21 protein-coding genes and 1 tRNA gene are annotated in these 22187 nt (G+C 44.4%); 13 read left to right on the top strand and 9 right to left on the bottom strand.

The window, feature by feature from the left end:
- The 4 genes from V3V99_13395 to V3V99_13380 form a co-directional block, all read left to right on the top strand.
- Positions 1-106: IS110 family transposase (locus tag V3V99_13395; GenBank protein ID MEE9443653.1), on the top strand; the 106-nt coding region annotated here is incomplete at its 5' end.
- Positions 107-879: 773 nt separating this feature from the next.
- Entirely contained in the window at positions 880-1836 is a 957-nt protein-coding gene (locus V3V99_13390) for a site-specific DNA-methyltransferase (GenBank protein ID MEE9443652.1), read from the top strand.
- 498 nt (positions 1837-2334) lie between these two features.
- Entirely contained in the window at positions 2335-3168 is an 834-nt protein-coding gene (locus tag V3V99_13385; protein MEE9443651.1) for an inositol monophosphatase family protein, read from the top strand.
- Positions 3169-3215: 47 nt separating this feature from the next.
- Positions 3216-4535 carry an NTP transferase domain-containing protein gene (locus V3V99_13380; protein MEE9443650.1) on the top strand — a complete coding sequence of 440 codons (1320 nt, stop codon included), beginning with the start codon at positions 3216-3218 and terminating at the stop codon, positions 4533-4535.
- Between the two features lie 34 nt (positions 4536-4569).
- On the opposite strand, the gene V3V99_13375 is transcribed toward V3V99_13380, so the two are convergent.
- Positions 4570-6426: a hypothetical protein gene (locus tag V3V99_13375; GenBank protein ID MEE9443649.1), complete on the bottom strand. Its 1857-nt coding sequence runs from the start codon at positions 6424-6426 to the stop codon at positions 4570-4572.
- Between the two features lie 524 nt (positions 6427-6950).
- Between V3V99_13375 and V3V99_13370 the strand changes: the two genes are divergently transcribed.
- On the top strand, positions 6951-8477 hold the full coding sequence (locus tag V3V99_13370; protein ID MEE9443648.1) for an ankyrin repeat domain-containing protein: 1527 nt from the start codon (positions 6951-6953) through the stop codon (positions 8475-8477).
- A gap of 104 nt (positions 8478-8581) precedes the next feature.
- Here V3V99_13370 and V3V99_13365 read toward each other — a convergent pair.
- The 5 genes from V3V99_13365 to smpB all read right to left on the bottom strand — a co-directional run bounded on the left by V3V99_13365 (position 8582) and on the right by smpB (position 12074).
- A tRNA-Pro gene (locus tag V3V99_13365) sits at positions 8582-8658 on the bottom strand.
- Positions 8659-8704: 46 nt separating this feature from the next.
- The gene (locus V3V99_13360; protein MEE9443647.1) at positions 8705-9301 is read right to left on the bottom strand and encodes an XTP/dITP diphosphatase; all 597 of its coding nucleotides are present in this window, start codon (positions 9299-9301) and stop codon (positions 8705-8707) included.
- Between the two features lie 27 nt (positions 9302-9328).
- Entirely contained in the window at positions 9329-10138 is an 810-nt protein-coding gene (murI, locus tag V3V99_13355) for a glutamate racemase (protein ID MEE9443646.1), read from the bottom strand.
- On the bottom strand, positions 10135-11607 hold the full coding sequence (locus tag V3V99_13350) for an N-acetylmuramoyl-L-alanine amidase (protein ID MEE9443645.1): 1473 nt from the start codon (positions 11605-11607) through the stop codon (positions 10135-10137). The genes murI and V3V99_13350 overlap by 4 nt, the downstream gene beginning before the upstream one ends.
- On the bottom strand, positions 11604-12074 hold the full coding sequence (gene smpB / locus V3V99_13345) for an SsrA-binding protein SmpB (protein ID MEE9443644.1): 471 nt from the start codon (positions 12072-12074) through the stop codon (positions 11604-11606). The genes V3V99_13350 and smpB overlap by 4 nt, the downstream gene beginning before the upstream one ends.
- Positions 12075-12137: 63 nt before the next feature.
- On the opposite strand from smpB, the gene V3V99_13340 reads away from it, so the two are divergent.
- The 3 genes from V3V99_13340 (at position 12138) to V3V99_13330 (ending at position 14010) form a co-directional block, all read left to right on the top strand.
- Positions 12138-12965, top strand: coding sequence for a nitrilase-related carbon-nitrogen hydrolase (locus tag V3V99_13340; protein ID MEE9443643.1), 828 nt, complete (start codon positions 12138-12140; stop codon positions 12963-12965).
- A 3-nt stretch (positions 12966-12968) separates the two neighbouring features.
- Positions 12969-13370 (top strand): response regulator, encoded by a 402-nt coding sequence (locus tag V3V99_13335; protein ID MEE9443642.1) that lies wholly within the window; start codon positions 12969-12971, stop codon positions 13368-13370.
- Positions 13371-13443: 73 nt separating this feature from the next.
- A complete protein-coding gene (locus V3V99_13330; GenBank protein ID MEE9443641.1) occupies positions 13444-14010 on the top strand; it encodes a polyhydroxyalkanoate synthesis regulator DNA-binding domain-containing protein in 567 nt (188 codons plus the stop codon).
- 34 nt (positions 14011-14044) lie between these two features.
- Here the strand turns inward: V3V99_13330 and V3V99_13325 are convergent, their stop codons facing one another.
- Positions 14045-14239 carry a hypothetical protein gene (locus V3V99_13325; GenBank protein MEE9443640.1) on the bottom strand — a complete coding sequence of 65 codons (195 nt, stop codon included), beginning with the start codon at positions 14237-14239 and terminating at the stop codon, positions 14045-14047.
- 102 nt (positions 14240-14341) lie between these two features.
- Between V3V99_13325 and rlmN the strand changes: the two genes are divergently transcribed.
- Genes rlmN through V3V99_13310 form a run of 3 tightly spaced genes read left to right on the top strand, consistent with a single transcriptional unit; the run spans position 14342 to position 17192 of the window.
- On the top strand, positions 14342-15391 hold the full coding sequence (gene rlmN, locus V3V99_13320) for a 23S rRNA (adenine(2503)-C(2))-methyltransferase RlmN (protein MEE9443639.1): 1050 nt from the start codon (positions 14342-14344) through the stop codon (positions 15389-15391).
- Positions 15388-16734: a hypothetical protein gene (locus tag V3V99_13315; protein MEE9443638.1), complete on the top strand. Its 1347-nt coding sequence runs from the start codon at positions 15388-15390 to the stop codon at positions 16732-16734. The genes rlmN and V3V99_13315 overlap by 4 nt, the downstream gene beginning before the upstream one ends.
- A 2-nt stretch (positions 16735-16736) precedes the next feature.
- Positions 16737-17192 carry a hypothetical protein gene (locus V3V99_13310; protein ID MEE9443637.1) on the top strand — a complete coding sequence of 152 codons (456 nt, stop codon included), beginning with the start codon at positions 16737-16739 and terminating at the stop codon, positions 17190-17192.
- 69 nt (positions 17193-17261) lie between these two features.
- Here V3V99_13310 and V3V99_13305 read toward each other — a convergent pair whose 3' ends face one another.
- Positions 17262-19130 (bottom strand): S41 family peptidase, encoded by a 1869-nt coding sequence (locus V3V99_13305; GenBank protein MEE9443636.1) that lies wholly within the window; start codon positions 19128-19130, stop codon positions 17262-17264.
- A 382-nt stretch (positions 19131-19512) separates the two neighbouring features.
- Between V3V99_13305 and V3V99_13300 the strand changes: the two genes are divergently transcribed.
- On the top strand, positions 19513-20148 hold the full coding sequence (locus tag V3V99_13300) for an HAD family hydrolase (GenBank protein ID MEE9443635.1): 636 nt from the start codon (positions 19513-19515) through the stop codon (positions 20146-20148).
- A 46-nt stretch (positions 20149-20194) separates the two neighbouring features.
- Here the strand turns inward: V3V99_13300 and V3V99_13295 are convergent, their stop codons facing one another.
- Positions 20195-21130, bottom strand: a complete 936-nt coding sequence (locus V3V99_13295) for a PKD domain-containing protein (protein ID MEE9443634.1) — start codon at positions 21128-21130, stop codon at positions 20195-20197.
- 392 nt (positions 21131-21522) lie between these two features.
- On the opposite strand from V3V99_13295, the gene V3V99_13290 reads away from it, so the two are divergent.
- Entirely contained in the window at positions 21523-22026 is a 504-nt protein-coding gene (locus V3V99_13290; protein ID MEE9443633.1) for a GspH/FimT family pseudopilin, read from the top strand.
- The last annotated feature ends 161 nt before the right edge of the window (positions 22027-22187 follow it).

Genomic DNA, 22187 nt, shown 5'->3' with positions numbered 1-22187 from the left:
AGGAAAAAGCAAAATGACCGCCTTGGTTGCAGTGATGAGGAAAATGATAACCATTCTTAACACGATGCTCGCAAAAAAAGAAAGGTGGAACCCTAAATTAGCTTGACATTAAAGACAGTCGCTACAACATACAACAATATGTCTCACGAGGTCTTACATATCTACAAAACATTTCGGATTTTTCAAGCCATAATTAAAGAGACACTTTTGGTTTTGGCAAGTGGCTTGAAACGATTTCATGACACACTTATGGATTGTAAGAGGTTCTCTTTTCTAACTATAGACTACATTCAAAGGCGACACGTAACCATACTGTCCATGAACATGAGTGCTAATTCGAAAATATCTCGGGGTATCCCAAAGAGATACAATGGATTGTAAAAATGGCGTCCCCAGGGGAATTTGTAACATAGATGCAACTCAAAAAGGTGAAACGATACCAATTGAAATTGTGATTATATCAAGGCGGAAATCGGCGTGATGCATTAGTATTCCATCTTCGGATTATGAGCCTGTTTAGTATTCAAAACAACAGAAAGCACCAAACAAAAAACTGTGGTAATAACAAATGCTTGCGGGATATCTGTATCTGGTGTTTTCCCTCATTATCTACTGTGAAGCAGAGGAAACGAAACTACCAAGGAGCCATTGCCATTAGACAAACCATGTCTTAGCTTTTAACTAATCGTGTCCAAATTGTCTGACGAAGTACAGTTTTTTCTCCGAGTTTATTGATTTAGCTTGTATTTAAGGTCGGCTATAAATATGGCTTGCGGTCTTCACTGAATCAGGTTATTTTATTCAACGATTGTTGAAACTAAAGAGTGAAACCGGTGCATTTAATCCGTGCCCATACGAAAATAGAGTTGATCAAAGACAATGAAGAATCGAGCTCCTCGAAATAGAACATTGGACTGTACTAAGGCTGAAATAAAGCATTTTTCGAAATCCTTTCTTCAGGTTTCAGCTCCTGTAAGCGTTAAGTCAATTACCGACACCATCTTGCATCAAGATTTTACTGAGGCGAGAGCATATCTGCCCGATAGTTTTGTCGACCTACTCGTAATGGATCCACCCTACAATCTTACCAAAAACTACAATGGCCACATGTTTAAATCCAAACAAGCCGAGGAATATGTATCGTGGTTCGCCGATATAGTATCTTCTCTAAGGCGGTTTTTGCGGCCAAACGCATCGATTTACGTATGTAGTGATTGGAAAACTTCCAATCTCATTTTTCCAGTGCTAAATCAGCACTTTCAGGTCCGCAATAGAATCACCTGGGAGCGCGAGAAAGGCCGGGGAGCAAAATCAAATTGGAAGAACAACACAGAAGATATTTGGTTTTGTACCTGTAGTGATGATTACTACTTCAATGTGAATGCAGTGAAACTAAAGAGACGAGTAATAGCTCCTTATCGCCTGGAAAACGGCGCACCAAAGGACTGGGAAGAATCCCAAAATGGGAATTATCGCCTCACATACCCATCAAATATCTGGTCTGACATAACAATACCTTTCTGGTCAATGCCTGAAAATACTGATCACCCAACCCAAAAGCCGGAGAAATTGATTGCCAAACTGATTTTGGCGAGCTCCCGTCCTGAGGATTTTATCCTTGACCCGTTTCTTGGAAGCGGAACAACTGCCGTTGTAGCGAGAAAACTGAGTCGACGCTTCTGTGGCATTGAGCTTAATCACGAATATTGTTGTTGGGCAGCGAAGCGCTTGAAACTGGCAGAGAAAGATCCTTCTATCCAAGGTTATTCGGATGGTATGTTCTGGGAAAGGAATAGTCTGAATGATCAGAAATCAGAAAAACCATCCAGGAATTGAAACAAAACAGCGTTAGGTCTGTTTGATGAATGATCCCTCGGACAGCTGATACGAACCATCAAGGACAACGATGGGATCAATGACAAAAACCAATTAGCAAAACTAATCGCAGAAAAATTTCATCTCACCAAAGATCGATCCGTATTTTATTGCTCCGACTTCGCGATACGTTTTAGTTCCTCGGCAAATCAACATTTCTCAAATACAGTTTTATCCTTATCGAATTTGAAGAAGTATGATGATGATTACATATTTCAAAAATTATTGAAGACAGTGTACTTATTGGTACGCCTTCTCTTAAAAATACCACTTGACAGGATCGATCGATTATTGTTATTTGATTGTCACTGGGAAGGATAGAGTTAGGAGACTCGGATGTCCCTCTATTCCTGACCATCCACGTTTATCAGGCACTTCACAAATCGCAATCCGGACAGACGGGTATCCGAGAGATGAGAGCAGTTGTTTGTCTGTCAAACAGCTGAGAGGATATTAGCTATGAATGTGTCGATTTCGATTATGACCCATCTTGAGTCAATCTTTCGAGATGTGCAACGAGCTGTGGCCGCTGGCGACGTTGGCTCTATCCGTAAACCTACGCGTAACGCCAAAGGGGATATAGTCAAATGGTTCGATCTTACAGCTAACGAGGCAGTTTGTGCTTACCTCAAGGAGCGTTTCCCGTATTCGACCGTGCTGTTATCTGAAGAGGGTTTACCTCGCAAGTTCGGCAATGGACAGCCCGAATTCACTGTAGTGTTGGATCCGGTAGATGGCTCGGACAACTTCGCCCGTGGAATAGCACCCGTTAGCATGGCTGTGGCATTGATCCCACGGTCTTGTCCAATTTCAGTTGAATCAGTCCAATATGCGTTAGTGGGTGATCTGGTTACCGGGCACATTTGCATTGCGGAGCGGGGAAACGGGGCGTCCTGCGACGGTAAGCAGATCCGTGCGGGAACATGCAATATTCTGAAGAGCGCCATGATCAGTTGCGAAATGAACCATTTTGCAGTGAGAGCGCCTCTGGCAAATGTCCTTTCTCGCGCCCGGGGGGTCCGCTCCTTAGGATGTGCTACTCAAGCAATAACGTTGGTCGCTTACGGTTCCATCGACGCGCATCTGGATCTGCGCGATCGCCTTACACCTGAGAACTTCCTGGCCCCCTCCCTCATTCTTACCGAGGCCGGAGGAACCATATCCGGACCGGAAGGAGAACCGATTCCTGATATCACAGACCTTACGCAACGTTTTTCGATCATTGCCAGCGGGTCGCCCGAACTGCACGCAGTTCTCGTTCAACAATTGAAAGGTGATACCGTATGCACATAACAGCTGAAACAGCAGTCCCAGCCTCTACGGGGACTGTACCACCTGCTGTGATACTGGCTGCTGGCGAGGGGCACCGCCTGAACGGAGTGAATGGAGGACGCCCAAAGCCTCTCACCCCGATTCTCGGTCTGACTCTCCTGGAAAGAGCCATTTTGTCGTGCAAAGAGGTTGGGGTTCTGGAGTTCTACGTGGTGATTGGATATCATGCGGACATAATGATCCCTTATCTGCATGTACTTGAGCAGAGGTTATCCGTCTTGATCCAACCGGTAGAAAACCCGAATTGGAGAGAGGGGAATGGATCCTCCGCTCTATCAGCAGCTCCCTACATAAGTCGTTCCTTTTTTCTGTTGATGTGTGATCACCTCTTCGATCCTGCGATTCTACGACTGTTGCTTACAGCAGGAAAGAATACAACTGATTGTCTGCTGGCGGTTGATCTTCATCCTGACCGTGTGTTTGAGTTGGAAGACGCCACCAAAATCCAGCTGAATGGAAATGTTATTACCGGTATCGGCAAAGGGGAAACGTCCTTCGATGCCGTAGATACTGGGCTCTTCCTCTGTCAACCCTCCCTGTTTGATGCTCTGGTAGTAGCCAGGGACAAAGGACAGCACTCCCTTTCAGCGGGACTCGCGGAGCTGATTAGGAGTCGTGAATTCCGAGCCGTCACAATTGGCAAGCGGTTCTGGTTCGACGTCGATACGCCGAAGAGTCTGGGTCGTGCCAGGAGGGCCTTGCTGCAGAGTCTGTCAAAACCCGACGAAGACGGTTTTGTTTCCCGTTATCTAAATCGTCCAGTATCGCGCCGGATCTCTGAGATACTTGCCCGCACTCCTATCAGCCCCAATGGAATCTCACTAATGAGCTTTGCGGTCGGCATCACTGGAGCAATCATGTTCTGTCTGGGCGGATATATCTGGACGATCCTGGCCGGTTTGGTGATCCAGCTATCCTCAATCGTTGACGGGTGCGATGGAGAGGTTGCCCGGCTCAGATTCCAATCGAGCAGGTTCGGTGGGTGGTTTGATACAATTCTGGATAGGTATGCCGACACAGCAGTTGTGGCTGGTGTCTCTTTAGGATATTGGCTTGCTCACCCGCATGCAGCCGTATGGCTGGGTGCAATATTCGCTCTAACTGGTTTTATCATGGCAAGTTACGTCAAGAAGGAGTACGTAATTCGTTTCCGGTCAAAGCCGCCAGGTGGTCTATTCGGCAAGCTCATCAAGAGGGACTTGCGAATCTTTGCAATAATGCTGGGTGCAATTGTCAACCTGCCGTACGAAATTATGTTATTGGCAGGCCTCTTGTCTCACGTTGGGATCGGATGGGTCCTGCTGAAGGGTCATAGACAAATGAGGTGATGGCGGTTGCCGCCGGACCAACGCATGTGTGGCTTTATGTGACGCCTTTGACAGGTATTGTAGCGGTCGTTCCGGGGAGAATGTCATCTATTTCCTTGAACAGGACATCGAGCTCTCGCAGAAAACGTTCCCTCTGCTCCAGGCTGAATTGCTCGGCAAGACAACGGTAATATTCGATACCGGCGATCAGGTTTTTCTTGAAGTCCAGGAAGTACTTAGTTGTCCTGTCCAACAATCCTTCCGATACCTTCTGAAGTTCCCGGCGGAGATAATCAATGTAGAGCATTAGCTCGCGTATGAACATGTGCGGACGGTCAGAATCGGTCAGGAGAGACAGTCGTCCGTAGATATGGCTAACCATATCCTCCAGAGAAGCAACTTTGCCAAAGTTCACAATGTTAGGGCCACAGCACACCGCTGGGCGTGCGTCTGGATCTATGCCATGTTTCAATATTATGCAGCCGCCAACCCCAGTGCAAATACAGGATTTGGCAACGACACTTTCCCGTATTGCGGAAAGCCGCTCAGGGGGGAGGTCACTTTCTGATAACTGCTCCAGCTTGCGCTTTTGATAGATTCGCGAAGCTCTGCAGATTGGGACCTGAGTGAATTCGGTGTCGGACTTGAGATAGCCTTTCGGACATGGACTGCCAGGCTTATTCGCACTGATCCGTTGACGGCGAGTTTCTTCGCTCGCTGAGTTGCGCAGGCTCCAGAAAGGGACACCTAGGGGTGAGCATTCGCTCAGATATACATCGCTGTCACCGGCTGCTGACAGCTTTTCCAGGTGAACTTCGTCAACATTTGTTACTTCCGGCACCAGCAAGAAGGGCGTTCCCCAGCCTGTGCCATCGACTCCGTAGTGCTCCAGGAGGAACCTGTTTTCATCGGCGGTGCCTATTCCGCCTTGCACCGTGATGCGTACCTCGAGTGGTGACTGAACCGGGGCACGTTCCATTCTGGCAAGTGCTTTGTTGTATACTTCGTGGAGGTGATCAATCAATTCCGTTTTCTTGCGCCCAAACTCTTCCAGAATAGGACCTATCAAGTATCCTTTGCTTGCGAAGGCGTGGCCTCCACAATTGAGTCCGGATTCAATCCTGTATTCTGAAACCCACAGCCCTCTCCTCGCCAGATACTTGCCCTGGACCATGCCTGAACGGAAGTCACTTACCTTCAAAATGATTTTCTTACGGAGAATATCCTTGTCATCCGGGAAGAAATCTTCAAATCTTGCGAGGTAACCAAAAAGGCGTTGATTAATCCCCGCGGAGAGAATGATGGATGATCGTAACGAGCTTTTGGCGTAACCTCGCAACGCAGCCATGGCTTTAGAAAATTCCGGCGGTAGTTTTTTTCCATTCCGGTAAACATCACGGTCTACCTTAGTCATGATGTTCACATCGATGCTGCCTGGCATCGCAAGGCCACGCAGAGCATCCTGCATCCTGGCCTTTTCTACCGGTTCTGATTCCGTGAGCATTTCAGAATAGGATTCCTTGAGTGGTGAGTCTGGAAGCATCTCAAAATAGCGTGTAATATTGCTTCCTGGCACAAACGGGGAGGATTGCAGTTCTCTGACCTGGTTACGGATTAACTCGTCCAATAATTCCAGGTAAGCGGTGATACGGTTAGCCCTGGTGTCTTCATCACTGTCAGGTATTTCTATGTATTGCAGACCAAGACTTCTGCAATGAAATCTCCTCATCTGCTCAATGAGAGCATCGTCAACGATTGATACTACCGAAGAAATGCCGTATTTCGCTACTTTCAAAGGGGTGTCAATACTAAATCCGGTGCCCATGACCGGAATGTGAAAAAAGTGTGGGCTCTCATGTATTGATATATCCATGGCGACAGTATAATTTGTCAATACCATAATGTCAAACAATTATAACCCAGATAAACACTTATTTAAAGCTGATTTTGGTGCCGTTAGCCAGATACATTTAGCCTGTCCTGCTGGCTCCGATTTTCCCAACTTTCCCATAGCATTGAATCATTGGTCCTTTTGTTAGAACAATATATGTCTGAGTATTATCTTCAGGACATTTTTGCTTCACTGGCTATAATTTCCAATTGTACGTCTTCATACAAATGAAGTGGCCTGTGCTGAGATTGGGCTGGTTTTTCGGCTGCTCCATTTCGCAATGGTGAACATTCGAGGAGAGATGATATGCTCGGTTATGACAGTTAACAAAATCGGGGTGAGAGGATATGAACCTGTAGTCCCGTATTGTCTCCCAATAGGTCGAAAGCACGCGTGCTAAGATTGTGTTGGAATTTAGCAACTCTACTTCACGTTTGTTGTCAGATACCTGTACAGTAATTTGGAATTAACAGGCGGGGAACTCTTGCGTCAATTTACAGTATAACAAGACGAGATGAATTATCCACTACTTTGCGAGGAAACTTATGCGAATCACAGTATTCCTGATAACAGTTATACTTTTCATTTGTTTCTCTGCCGCAATGGCTGAGACGACAACAAATGATATTCTCGAAGCATCCAGATCAGGCGATCTGGAATTAGTCCAAACTACCCTTGATAGGGATACAACCACCATAGGAATAAGGAATGACCGAGGTTCGACAGCCCTGCATTTTGCCGCCGAAAACGGACACCTTCAAATTGTTGAGTTGCTTTTGGATAGGGGAGCCGATTTGGAAGCAATTGATGTTGATGGAGACACTCCGCTTATGGGTGCAGCCATCCGAGGGCATTCTGAAATCTTTAAGATGCTGTTATCAAGAGGTGCTGATGTTGACATTCTAAATATAAATGAAAACGGTGTTTTACACTATGCGGCCATGGGTGGATCAGTTGAGATTGTCGATCTTTTACTGGATAGAGGGCAAAACATCAATACCCAAGTCGCCCAAAACCAAGGTGGATTTACTCCGCTTATTATGGCAGTTTTCAGAAACAAACAGGAAGTTGTGAAGTTTCTGTTGGAAAAAGGGGCTGATATTGAAATTTCGGATAGTTATGGGCGAACACCGCTTTCTATAGCAGTTCAAGAAAACAAACAGGAACTTGTAAAGTTCCTGTTGGATAAAGGGGCTGATATTGAGAATTTGGATTGTTATGCGTATACACCGCTGTATTTAGCTCGTGCAACCGGTAATGTGGACATGGTTCAACTATTGCTGGATAATGGAGCGAATGAAAATAAACCCGTAGGTATGACCGCTCGCGCTCTCAATAATGAGAACTTCAATTGGAAATCGAAGTCATCAAAACACTTTCGAACTTACTATTTGCCTGGATCAGTTGCGGAACGTGACATTGAAACTCTAATTAAAAAGAACGAAGCTTATCTGGCATCACACCTGGCTCTACTTGGAGTAGAAGAATATGATAAGGTTATTGATTTCTTCTATTGCGACTCCCAGGATCAAGTCAAGGAGATTAGTTCGTATCCAGACAGAGCTATATCATCCCACGTAAGCAAGACTATCCTGGTAACTCTAAACAGCGAAGTAAATGGACATGACTCGCACGAAATCATGCACATAATCTCTTTGGACGTGTGGGGAGGATGGGAATGGAATCATCCAACGTCACAAGCATGGTTGTCAGAAGGACTGGCGACCTACGCTGATATACCTTGCAATGGCTACAAACCGGCGGAACTTGCAGCACACATTCTAAAGAACACAGAAGACTCGGTCCCGCTCGATTCTCTGGCAATTGATTTCAGTCAGTATCCGGAAATGATTGGAAACATACTGATGGCGAGCTTTGTGCAATTCATCCTGGATCAATACGGAATGGAGCATTTCCACCACCTTTGGATGGATCGTTATGAAGGCTTTGAAGATGTTTTTGGAAAAGATGTTGCTACGGTCGAGCAAGAGTGGCACAAGTATATGGATACGAAATACCCGAACCCGCAGGTACCCGACTGGCCCGATTTGACAGAACACGGCTGCAAGTGAGGCAACTTAACACCGGGGTTCTTGAGGTCATGAACTCGTCGCGTCTCTTTTTCACTATGGTGAAATTGTAGAAGGATGATATCTGGGTTTCGTCCAGACTGATATGGTCGGGGTGAGAGGATTTGAACCTCCGACATCATGCTCCCAAAGCATGCGCGCTGCCAGGCTGCGCTACACCCCGAAACGAGCGTCTAATCTACTTTTCTTTTATCGGAAAGTCAAGTCGTTCATGACAGCCGCTCAGCCAGCATTTGCTTTGCTTTTATCAATGCTATGCCCCGATGTGATACTTCATTTTTTTCTTCTAATGTTATCTCGGCGAACGTCTTACTCAATGGAGGGTAATAAAATACAGGGTCATATCCAAAGCCATGAATAAACTCCGATGACTCTTCGGTTATAAATCCCTCGGCCTTCCCATCTACTAATTTGGTGTCGTTTTCTCCAATACAAATAGCTATCACGCATTGGAACCGAGCCGTCCGTTTTTCTTTTTCAATGCCGGTCATTTCTTTTATAAGCTTGCGATTATTGTCTTCGTATGAGCAATCCGGACCGGCGTAACGGGAAGAATAGACACCCGGCGCGCCGCCGAGAGCGTCAACTTCGAGACCGGAATCGTCGGCCAGAGAGGGGAGACCGGTCGCCTTGAAAATACCTTCGGCTTTTAGGATCGCGTTTTCTTCGAGAGTCGTTCCTGTTTCCTCGATTTCCGGAAAATCATCAAAATCTTTTGAGGTTAGTATTTCAATATCGAGGTCATCGAGCAGATTTTTCATCTCCCGAACTTTATCCTGATTATTCGTCGCCAGTACAAGTTTCATATTTTTCTTCCAATTTTATCGAATATATCAATACTTCGTTATATCGACCCGGATTATGTTCTCAATTCGTTGTCCCAGAAACCTCTCCGCGACGGGGACGAATTTCTCCGGTACATCCGAGACAAAATACTTATATGTCGCCGGAGTCGATTCTTCTTTAAGCAAATTATTTTTCTCGAGATACTGTTTCAATTCTGTTGCTGTAAATGTCGCTGAGTCAATGATAGTAACGCTGTCGCCCACCGCCTTCTGAATCGGCTCCTTTAATAACGGATAATGAGTGCAACCCAAAACCAGCGTATCGATATCATTTTCACGCAGGATTTTCAAATAATCTTCGGCTATTAGATATGTCGCTTCTTTGTCCTGATACCCTTCTTCAGCGAGAGGCACAAACAGGGGACAGGCCAGCGAAAATACTTTTATGTCGGCATCGATTTCATGGATTTCCTTTGGGTAAGCATCCGATGCTATGGTCGCCTGGGTGCCGATAATGCCGACTTTACCGTTTTTAGTAGTCCGGATGGCCGCCCGCGCACCCGGCTTTATTACACCCAGCATCCCGATTGCATTTTCAGCGGCGACAGTATCGATTGCTACCGCCGAGGCCGAATTGCACGCGCCGACAATGAATTTGACATCCTGTTCGAGCATGAAAGCAACATCCTGCCGGGTAAACTGAATGATGATGTCTTTGGAACGAGGACCATAAGGAGTCCGGCCCATATCGCCGAAATAGACTAAATCTTCATCAGGCAGCTCTTTCATAATAGCCGCCAGAACCGTTAATCCGCCGACTCCCGAATCAAAAACGCCTATCGGCTTATTATTCATCATATCCTTTCATACTTGGCCTTAAATCTTTTAATCGAGTTATAAATCGCCTTGGCGATGTTATTACGAAAACTCTTTTTGCGTAACAATTTTTCTTCATCCTTGTTGGATATAAATGCCGCTTCAACCAGAATCGAAGGCATATAGACGCGATTTAAGACAAAAAAAGCGGCATGGTCAACGCCTCGCGGACGGATATTTATTTTTTTGCGCACTTCGATATCGGTCATATATGCCAGATCCGCCGATTCGGCTAAAAATTCGGTTTGGATCATATCATTTAATATAAAAGCCAGATCGTCTTCGGGAGCTTCACTCAACCCGGGATCGTTTATCAGAAACGGGGCGTTTTCAATCTGAGCGATCGCCCGGGCGGAATCGTTCTTGGCCGGAGCAAGATAAAAAACCTGATGACCGCTGGCCTGTTTCTTGGACGACGAATTGCAATGAATCGAAACGAATAAATCGGCTTGGGCATCATTGGCAATTCTGGCCCGCTCATCCAGAGAGACATAGGTATCCTTGGTACGCGTCATGATAACCTTGAATTGTTTGTCCTTGCGGATTAGCTTGGCCAATGACCTGGCGATTTCAAGATTAATCTCTTTTTCGCGCGTCCGCTTATATCTTCCAATCGCGCCATAATCGCTGCCGCCATGGCCGGGATCGATGACAATTACATCGATTTTCTCATCGGGACCGATACGGTTGATACCCGTACTAAGACTATCCGGATTAAAAAGCGCATCTTCAATTGATATCTGCAGCCGCCCCGGATTTGGCTTAAATGAATGATAGAACTTCTTATATCCACGCCTCAGCCGAAACGACAATTGTGCCGACGTCTCAAACTGAAAAGCGTTTATTTTCCGAACATACCGGCGGTCAATACTTGATAATATTTTATTGCTGTTTATCCTGACGTCGGGAAAATGGAGATTAATCCAATTGCCCTCGCTTTCGGTGATTTCAAAATGCAGCGGCGCCGTCATGAAAATTTCAATCAGGAGACCGTTGGCCTTCGGCATTATGGCCACGTCGGTAATATGAAACCATTCGGCGTCGATACTCAGGGTTTTTCGTTCCGGATTCCAGGTAATGTTTTCGGGCCGTCCCAGATTCAACAGGGGAGAGAAATATTCGGCCGGTACATACAGGGCGCCTTTTTTAACAAGAGCCGGAACCAGCATATTATAGGGAGTGCCATTGAGATTAAGATATGGCGAACCGACGGTGAATTCATAGCGGTTGGTATCAAGGATCATGCGAACAGAAATCCCGGGCGTAATCCACTCCATTCGCCCGATAAGAAGCTGATTTAACTCCGACAGATTATAGTAGAGAGCGTCGTCTGAGCCGTATGACGATATTTTTACGGTCCCCCCGGAAGTTTTTACTTTTACGTCATCGGCATAAAGACATCCGCAAAACGCGAAAAAAATTATAACGAATATCCATGCCGTCAATCTCATTTATTATGCTCTCTCATCTTGCGGGCCATATCCCGGTTAGCGTCTCGCTTGGCAATCGCCTGCCTTTTGTCATATTGCTTCTTACCGCGGGCGATGCCCAGTTCGACTTTGGCGTATGGTCCCTTGAAATATATCTTCAACGGTACGATGGTATAACCCCTTTCATTAGTTGCTTTCCAAAGTTTTTTTATTTCTCGTTTATTGAGCAGCAGACGTCGTTTGCGAATCGGATCATGATTTTCGACCGCCGCCATTTTATACTGACTGATATGTAAATTGATTAAGAATACTTCGCCTTCAATGACCGTGGCGTACGCGTCCGCCATCTGGATTTTGCCGACCCGAATGGATTTGACCTCGCTGCCAACCAGAGACATCCCGGCCTCGAATCGTTCCATAATTTCAAATTCATGGAAAGCCTTGCGGTTGGTCGTTATAACCTTTATTTTTCTCTTTGCGTCAGTCATCGCACGGAAAATAGAACGGTACAAGCGTTAGGGCAATAGAATTGTTACAATAAAGGACTCGATATGGCCTCAAAAAATAAAAAATCCACTGAAAATTTAAGGGTCGGTATCTTACAGTTTAAACCCAAACTGGGAGATGTGGACTCAAATCTAAAAGCAATAAAGGGGTATTTATCCCGCCGAAAATTCGATCTGGCCGTGCTGCCGGAACTGGCCACGACCGGGTATAATTTCCCCGACAGGGCATACCTCGAAAAAGTGTCGGAGACAAGAAACGGCAATTCGACAGAGTTCTTCAAATATCTATCGGCCAAAACCGGTGGCGCGATTGTCTGGGGTATGGCCGAAAAAAGCAGGGGGAAAATATATAACACAGTGATTCTGACCACTCCCGAGGGAAATCAATTCCACTACCGCAAAACTCATCTGTTTTTCAGAGAAAAGGAAATATTCGACCACGGCAATACCGGCTTTAACGTCTTTGAATGGCGTGGAGTTAAAATCGGATTGATGATATGTTTCGATTGGATTTTTCCCGAAGCGGCCCGTACGCTGGCTCTGAAAGGGAGTCAGATTATATGCCATCCGTCAAATTTGGTCATGCATTACTGCCAGGACGCAATGATTACTCGTTCGATTGAAAACGGCGTTTTCTGCGTTCTGACCAACCGGGTTGGAGTAGAGAATACGGCCGGGATAAGATTGAAATTCACCGGTGGCTCGCAGGTGACCGATACCCGGGGCAAAAGAATCTTGCGGTTCACGCACTACGAACAGGCCTTCAAGACGGTTAAGGTAAATCCCTCAAAAGCCGATATCAAAAGAGTAAACGATTATAATCATCTGTTTGATGATAGGGTGGTCAAATATTATAATAAAATCCTGAGGTGATTTATGGAATCGACAGGGGCCGTAAAAAGCGCGAATATATTAGTCATTGATGATGAACCTGAAATAACTGAAATCATAGAAGCGTTTCTCGATAACGCCGGATATAACGTTCAGGTTGAAAATAGTCCGACCAAAGCCGTCGAACTGGCCAAAAAAATAAATCCGGATTTGATATTGCTTGATATTATGATGCCCGGCACCGATGGTTATCAAATATGCAATCGAATTAAAGAAGAACCGGCCCTTATCAATACGCCGGTTATTTTTCTAACCGGGAAAGACTCGAAAGATGATCAGGGACGATCCTTCCAGGTCGGGGGGGATATGTATATCAAAAAGCCGTTCAGTTGCGAAAGATTGCTTGAAATCGTAAATATCGTATTGTTGTCGGTTGGAAAAAGCTAAATAATCAAAAAACTCCGGAACTTTCCGGAGTTTTTTGTGTTGACAATATTGTGCAGTGCACTATATTTAGAATATGAAGATAATTAAACGATACAAAAACCGCCGCTTGTACGATACCGAAACCCGGGAATTTATCGTTATCCCCAACCTGGAGTTGATGGTCAGGCAAAATAAGTCATTTGTCGTCATCGATAATTCCACCGGGAAAGACATAACCTTATCGGTTCTCACGGCGGTCATAGGCGAACAGGTTCACAACTGGCGCGATGCGGACCTGTCGCTGGATTTATTGCAAACGGTTATTAAAATAGGAGGTCGCCGATCCATGAATATCCTGAGAAACACGGCTCTGGCCGGAATTGGACTGGTTAATATAACCAAAAAGAAAGCGGAAGAATTAATCGAGACTCTGGTTAAATCCGGGGAGCTTTCCAAGTCGGATAAAAAAGAGGCGGTTATGGAACTTTTAGCCAAAGCGGAAAAAACTGCCAAAGACACCAGGGAAAAATTATCTCGGGGACTCGACAAGGGTATCGAGAGTTTTCCGCTGGTGATGAAATCAGATTTCGATAAGCTCATAAAGAAAGTTGATCGCCTGTCGCGGAAATTAAATAAGATCGAGAAGACAATCTCATCTTGATGCAAAAAGTCGTCACTTGAAAATATATTGATTTTCAGGCGAAAATATCGAGGAAAGACCGGTACATCTCATCCTCGACTCGGATGGCATGGCTCCCGGCTTCGGCCGTTCGTTCGGCATTGCTCAAATCCACGTACCCGGACGCGATTTCGTCTTTTTCTATTTTTCCCGTTCCGCGCTCCAGTAGCTGAATCGCGGAATGAAATATCGATACCGAATTGATAAACATTTTTTGCCTCCTATGATTATGATTCGGAATCAAAACAGTCCGGACTTTAGTCCAGTTTTTGAACTTGTTTGGCTCGTATATTTACGGTAAATTATAAAGCTTATGAATACGGCGGTAAATTTATGCGGACTATCGCGGTCAGATTTTGAACAATTGATGGAATCCATTGGCAAGAAGCCATTCCAGGGCCGCCAGCTTTATAAATGGATTTACAAAAATAACGTCTTTGACTTCACCCAAATGACCGATCTGGGCAAAGAACTGCAAAAATTCCTTATGAAAAAATACCGGGTGAGGATTCCCCTGGAAATTGACTCCCGCAAATCAAGTGATGGTACCACCAAATTTCTTTTGGGCCTCGAGGATAATGAGGTCATAGAATCGGTTTTAATCCCCGATGAAAACTCAGGCCGGATGACCTATTGTATTTCATCTCAAGTCGGCTGCGCTCTTAACTGTAAGTTTTGCGCTACCGGTCAGTTGGAATTTAGGCGCAACCTGACCGTAGGGGAGATTGTCGGACAGGTTATGTTCATCCGCAAAATATTCAGCCATGACGCTTTTGACAATTTGGTTTTTATGGGGATGGGGGAGCCTTTGCTGAATATAGATAACGTTCTGGCCTCGATTGATATACTAACGGATTCGCTGGGATTCATGCTCGGCGCCAAAAGAATAACGGTCTCCACGGCTGGAATCGTTCCCGGAATTAATAAACTGACCGAATCCGGCTCCAAAGCTAATCTGGCGATATCACTAAACGCTGCCGATGATAATCTCAGGAAACGCCTTATGCCGATTGCCAAATCTTATAACCTGAGTGATTTGATGGGAGCCGTGAAACAATGGACCGAGGTCAGGACAAGGCGGGTGACATTTGAATACATATTAATTAAAAACGTCAATAACGGCGATGAGCACGCGATAAATTTATCCAAACTTATTCGGGGGATTCCGTGTAAAATTAATTTACTGGCTTACAATCCGATTGATGGCAATAAATGGGAGTCTCCCGCGAGTGAAGATGTTGATCGATTCGCCAAAATATTATACCCCCGGGCGCCGGCTGTTACCGTTCGGCAAAGTCGAGGTGGAGATATTGCCGCGGCCTGCGGTCAATTAGCGGGTCAGAAAGGATATATATGCGAATGAAGTTTTTTTCGATAGTTTTGATTTTTATAATCGGAACATGTTCTTCTTTGTCCGAGGCGCAAAAGATATTTGTAAAAAAGATCAGCATGGATAGAAATTTGTGGGGACTTCGGTACCTGAAAATTCCGATTGAGAATAATAGAAATGACACCGCGAGAGTTAGCGCGGAGTATTTCATAAAGTATGAAAACCATTATCTCTCCGGTCTCGAAAGAACTGGATTTGATACTACTTTTATTGTTCCGCCCAAATCAACAAATGAATATCGATTCTACTACGAATTGCCCGGTTCGTTTGGGCGGTCAAAATCGCGCTTGCTAATTCGCTGGAAATACGACAATCCTCTTGAATCCGACACGATTCAGGATTCAACTCTGCAATCTTTCAATACTACGGTTACCGCAATCGGAGGAGCCGATCAATACGATGCCAAAAAACATAGCCCTGGACCGGCCTACGGCATCCTGAATTATCAGGATATCTTTTTTGAATATCCGCGCTTGCTATTGTATTTGCTGGCTCGGCAAAAAACTGTGGATGAGATCGGAACCATTTTTAGAGTTGACCTTCGTTCATCTTACTCGATTATAGACAGATTACGGTCGGAAGGATTATTTCCGGAAGATCAGGAAGACCTTAAGCCCCGTCTGGTTGCCATTAGTGAAAATGAAGGCTTTCAGATACGGCCTCAGATAAACATTGCGACAGAATCATTTCAAGCCTGGTATAAATCAAAGGGAAAGGCGAAGCTTGATGAAATTTTGGCAGAAACCGGAATTAATCCGGAACAAAAAGGTTCTAAGGCCCTGCGAACACTTGTACTTTTATCATTACTCAATGAAAGTTGGACAGAACCCGGTAGTCTTTCAGGATTAGAGTCAACTGATTTCGGCAAAGTATTATCAAATTTGAATTCAGTCAAATGGATAGTCCAGGGCGGTGATTTTTTCATGCCTCGATTATCATTGGGCGCTTACGAGAAAAACAAAGATATTGTTCTTTTTACTTTCTCATTAGATCCCGTGCGTGGATATGAAAAAGCTCGTCTTACCGGAGTGCATGAAAATATCGAGGAAAAAATCAGGCTGCTCCAAACCGAGGTACCGAGTATTTCCCCTAAAGACTTAATAGAAATAATGAAAATCGCTCGCCAAAGCGGATTGACCGATGATCTGCTCAAGGATATTAAATCACTCCTCGAATCCGTCACATCAAATCTGGAAACTTATCAGGGCTATCAGGAACCCTACCTGGCCAATTATCTGATTCGTTCGGTCGTGGGGGGAGCGTTTGCGGAAAGACGGCATCGGAACAATTTAGACTTCATAATCGTAAGGTATTAACAATGGAAAAGTCACTTATTCTAAAAATATTTTTTGCGGCTTTCATATTAATATCAATCCCGGGGTGCCAGGAGGACATTGTTACCCGCGATGAAATCCCTCTGATAAAAGATTCTATAACGGCTATTGAAAATGTTATTAAGGCTCGCGACCCAATTTACCTTGATTCATTGTTGTGCAGCGAGGCGCCTTCAGCCGGCACATCCACGGAGACCATCTTAGATTTTATCTACGACGATGATTTGAGTGAATTCATCGGATTTACCGGAAGGCAAATATTTTACAGAAATGACGCGGCTCGAATTGATTGCTCGGTCTCCGGCCCTGCCGGGACCGTAAAAGAAATCACCATAACGCTCAAGAAAGAAAACGAAGTCTGGTTGTTAAAAAAGATTGAGCCCCGAATCGATAACCCGGCGCCGCCGATTAGGGATACAATTAACGCCGATTCTGTTTAGCCGATAAACCGTGTAAAAAAACCCGCGTGATAGGCGGGTTTTTTTATCCGAGTCTTTTATTTACCTCATTTATAATTCAGCCTTGCTCCTGGAGCCGTCCCTAATCGTATTGGTGAATTTTTCATCATCAAGAATCAATTCCAGAGCTTTCAAGACTGTCCGATCATATTTATGAATAATGCCCTCGTACAGTCCGCGCTGGCCGTAAAGCTTGGCAAAGATTTCTCTTTTAACGGAACGTTTGATATAATCTACGGACCGTTCTAAATCGACTTCTTTTTCTTTCTCAATCAAAGCCTCAAGATTTTCAATCGATGGCTTGAACAAATCTTCCTTATCTTCTTCGCTGATTATATCTTTCAAATCTTCGAGGGACGCTTCGAGAGCAGTTTTATACGTAAAATCTTTTTCCTTTAGGAACTGCTTGAATTCCTCTAAAATCTTGTCGGTTACTTCAAAATTCCAGTCAATTTCAGGGTGAACCGCGGAGTACTTGATCGCAAAATCAAAAAACATTGATTGCCCGCTCAAACTCATCTCTATTGGATACCAGAGCTCCGGTTCAATTACCATATCCGGATAGATGCCGCCACCGCCAAAAACTTCGCGTCCGCCATTGGTATAAAATAGTTCTTTTCCCTCCTCGGTTACCAGACTATCCGAATCAGATTCCTCGTCCATTTGTTCATTAAATGCCTCTGACCCTCGTTTATGATTTCTTTCCAGCCGCTGAATGCATCGTCCCGAAGGGATATAATATTTCGCGGTTGTCAATTTTAAGGCTATGCTTCGGTCGGGTCCCACGGGGAAAACCTGCTGGACCAATCCTTTGCCATAAGTTTCCTGACCCATAATAATGCCCCGATCCCAATCCTGAATTGCGCCCGCGACGATTTCTGAGGCCGACGCGGTACCGCCGTTGACCAATACGATGACTTTACCTTCCGGATAAACGGGCGATTTGTCGGTATTATAGTATCGTTCCGACCCAATATCGCGGCCGCGGGTGAAAACTACCAGTTGAGCGCTATCTAAAAACAGGTTGGCCGTTTCAATCGCCTGATGGAGGAGGCCGCCGCCGTTTGACCTGAGATCAAATATTACGCCTTCCATCGGTTTTTCATTCGCTAAATCAGCAAATGCTTCACGAAGCTCCCGGTCCGTTTCTTCGGCAAATCGTGAAAGCCTGACATAGCCGATATTGGTCCCTTCGATAAAACCGTAATAGTTGACCGATTTGAGCTCAATAACAGCCCGTTCTATCTCATATTCAAGAAGTTCCGACACGCCTTCACGCTTAATTTTTATATTAACAGATGTACCGGCCGCACCACGCATCATGTTGACCGCCTCACGGGAATCCATATCCAGTGTTGGTTTGCCTTCGATTTCCCATATAATATCTCCCGCCTGAAGTCCCATGCGGTAGGCCGGGGTGCCTTCCATTGGAGTAATAATCCGGATACGTTCACCACGACTGTCAATAGATATTCCAAGCCCTTCATATTTACCGTGAGTCGATTCCATGAGATTTTCGTAACCGCTTTCTTCCAGCAAAACCGAAAACGGATCGAGATCCGCAAGCATTCCCTTAATACCCGACCGAATCAATTTCTTGACATCGACCTCTTCCATGTATCGATTCTTAATATGGTAGGCCATGTTGTTGAAAATTTTGATATTCTTATATAGAGTCTCCGGGCTTTCAGGATCATCATCATGTGTTTGGGGAGCTTTTTCTTTCGCGTCAATATTGATCGTGTCAGCGATAATCATATCGCTATTAACTGCGAAATTATTATGTAATTGCTGATAAATATCTTCTTCTTCGGCGCTGGATGTTTGCAGGGCTATTCCCGAACCGGAAACCCACAACAACCCCATTGCAAAAACGAATAAAGCCGTAAGCTGAAGTAAAAATCTGCGAAGATCAAACATTATATCCTCCTAAACACGATGATAGTCTAATTGGAATATAATCAAAACTCAACAATATGCCAATTTATAACAGGTATAAAGCAAAAAAACGTCCCGCCGTATGACTCTATCGTCTTATTTCTTTAACGCCAAAGACTTGCAATTGGTTTCAAATTTTGAACAGTTTTGTTTAATTTTTATATCGGCTGTCGGATAATTGTTTACAGCGATCTTAAAATAATTTGCAGCGAGGCGTAAATAGAAGGCGATAAGAATACTCGATTATTTATATGCACTCGCATGCAAATTATGCCCATCTCGTTGCGTTAAATTAACTTTGCGTTGAAGGCAAAGTTTTAGTTTACAATTGACCCGGAGTCATCCGATAGCTATTTTGGCATTTATGTTTGAAGAAATTAAATCTATAATTTTCGATCTTGACGGGACTTTGATTGATTCGTCCGAAGGAGTTATCGAGGCGACCAATTATGCTCTCGCCCAATCCGGTGAACCGGAGCGGAAACCGGAAGAGATTAAGCGTTTCATCGGGTACCCGCTGGATCAAATGTTCCCCGCTTTTTGCGATGCTCCGCTTGATAAATTAAAAGCCTTATTTCAGGAACGGGCTCGGCAATCTGTCGTAAAGTCAACTGTTCCGATTCACGGGGCTGAGGTAATTATTCGATACTTGTCTTCATCAAATTATAAACTGGCGATTGCCACAACCAAATTTTCTCATCATACAACGGCGATATTAGAAAAATTCGGATGGGATAAATATTTCGAAATTGCCGTTTCCGGTGATGAAGTTAAAAACGTAAAACCGGCTCCCGACTTATTAAATCTTGCGCTCAAACGCCTTGATGCAGACACGAATGATTCAATTATGGTCGGCGACACAATTAACGATATTGTCGCGGCCCAGAGCATTAATATGAAAGTAATCGCGATACAATCTCCTTTTGGCAATGACAAATTAGAGAAATATAATCCTGATTTATTGCTGGATAATATACTCGGCCTGAAGTCAATCTTTTGAATTATTATGATGATGCCCATTCGATTTATCTGAACATGTGATGCGCTTACTCAAATTCTATTGGTGGTGGACCGTTTTTGAAGATGTGATTTATAAGAAAAACAGCGTCGGCGATATTTATGACGACATCAAAATTCGCGTCGCCTGATTCAATGGTTATCGGAGCGGCTCCGTCCCTAAAAATATGATTGATTAAATAAACGGGATCCCCGACGTTTAACATGTTATCATTATTGGCGTCCCCGCGCAAAACGTTATAAATATAAATTGCGCCGCTATGAATAATATGAATGTATAAGACCTCCCCGGAATTCATCTCAGGACCGTACGTGCCAAGAGTTACCGTATCGATAATGTTCGGCTGCCCGCCAATACTCAATGAGTCGGTTCCAATATAAAACCGGGCGATTGTTCCCTCGCCAGGAGAAATTAAATCGGAATATGAATAAATGCGATAAACCTTCTTTTTGCCGTCGGTTGTTGCCGCCGTTTTGGTGACTGTGAATTCATCGGCGCGCGTACCGCTCACGGAAATTGAATCAATCGTTAGATTTGTAGACGCTTTGGAAATGTCTATCGGAACTCTCATGCTCTGTAAATTCATAGAATTAGTTAGCTCGACAGAAATTATCCCGGTCTGGCCGGCATACACTGAATCGGTCGCATAGATCATAGTATCGGCCAGAGCAACTATGTAGTTGGATTCAATATCCGCAATCTCACCCCATTCCGTAGTGATCGTCAGGGTTACGTCATAGATTCCGGGATCGTTATAGGTATGGGAAGGATTCTGTAGAGTTGAAGTCGTTCCGTCTCCCAAATCCCAACTCCATTGAGTCGCCAGCATATCCGACATATCGAAAAAATTCACTTCAAAAGGAACTTCAGAATTCAAAATTGATTTTTGGGCAAGTGCTTCGGATGATAGAATTAAGATAACTGTTGATAAGATCAAAAAACTTAATCGTCGAGCAAAATCCAATATGTCCCGCCTTTATGGTTGCACCTTGATTATACGCATTAATTTCCCCCGGTAAAGCACTTATAAACCGGCTCAGGTTATGACTTTGTTCCAAATGCCGACTTATTATTTAATCTCAAAAATAAGAATCTCACAACAATTGCGATTAGACAATATAATATCCCGCAATTGGTGGACATCTATATGTATGGGAATGTCGCAATATATTTTTGGTATAATAAACCCGGTTTCCCTATAAATAACTTTAAGCAATTAGTGTTAAGTAAGGCCATTCAATAAGATAGGGGGGTAGCAAAACCGCGAGTATTTGATTTGTCGACGGCATAATAGTTGCATGTGCATAGGCAGAATTATGGGCTTGTTTTCAGGAATTGGAATAAGGCGGTGCAATTATGAAGAAAATTAGACAAATTAGCGGAATCACAATGGTCGAAATGATGGTAATCGTGGTGATAATCGGAGTAATCTCGGCCATGGCGATACCTCGCTTCAAAATCACAATTGAACGACTCAAGTTCAAATCTGCCACCAAAGAAATGTTATCGACCATGAGATTAGCTCGATCCAACGCGATTACTCAGAAACAACCGTTTGGGGTAAATTTTGACGCTGATAGCAAGACCGTGACGCTTTTTCAAGATATAATTAATCAGTCATCCCAGTCCTTCGAGTCAGGCGATTCGGTGATTTCTGTAGATTCGTTGCCCGAGGAATGTGCTTTGTTAGCAACGACTTTTGGCAGTCAAACCCTTATATATCGGCCCAATGGTTCCGCTTCGGCCTCGGGATATGTCTGGCTTATATCCTATACGACCGACGATGATATTCATTTCGGGTTGATAAATATATTGGCCTCAACTGGGCGAACCAAAATAGACGCGATACATTATTATTAATCAGCAATAAATTGCTCCCTCCTTCTCATCCTCTGTAGGGCCTCGGGTATCATTCGGGGCCCTTTAATACATTGATTTGAAATAAATTAGCAAAAAAGGTTAAGAGTTAATCCTATATTGCCGAAAAAAGTAAAAATTGAAACATTGCGCAAAAAAGTTGC

This window comes from Candidatus Zixiibacteriota bacterium, assembly GCA_036480375.1.
Lineage (GTDB): Bacteria > Zixibacteria > MSB-5A5 > GN15 > JAAZOE01 > JAZGGI01.
Note: the sequence above shows the minus strand (reverse complement) of the source record. Positions and strands in the feature narration are given on the sequence as shown.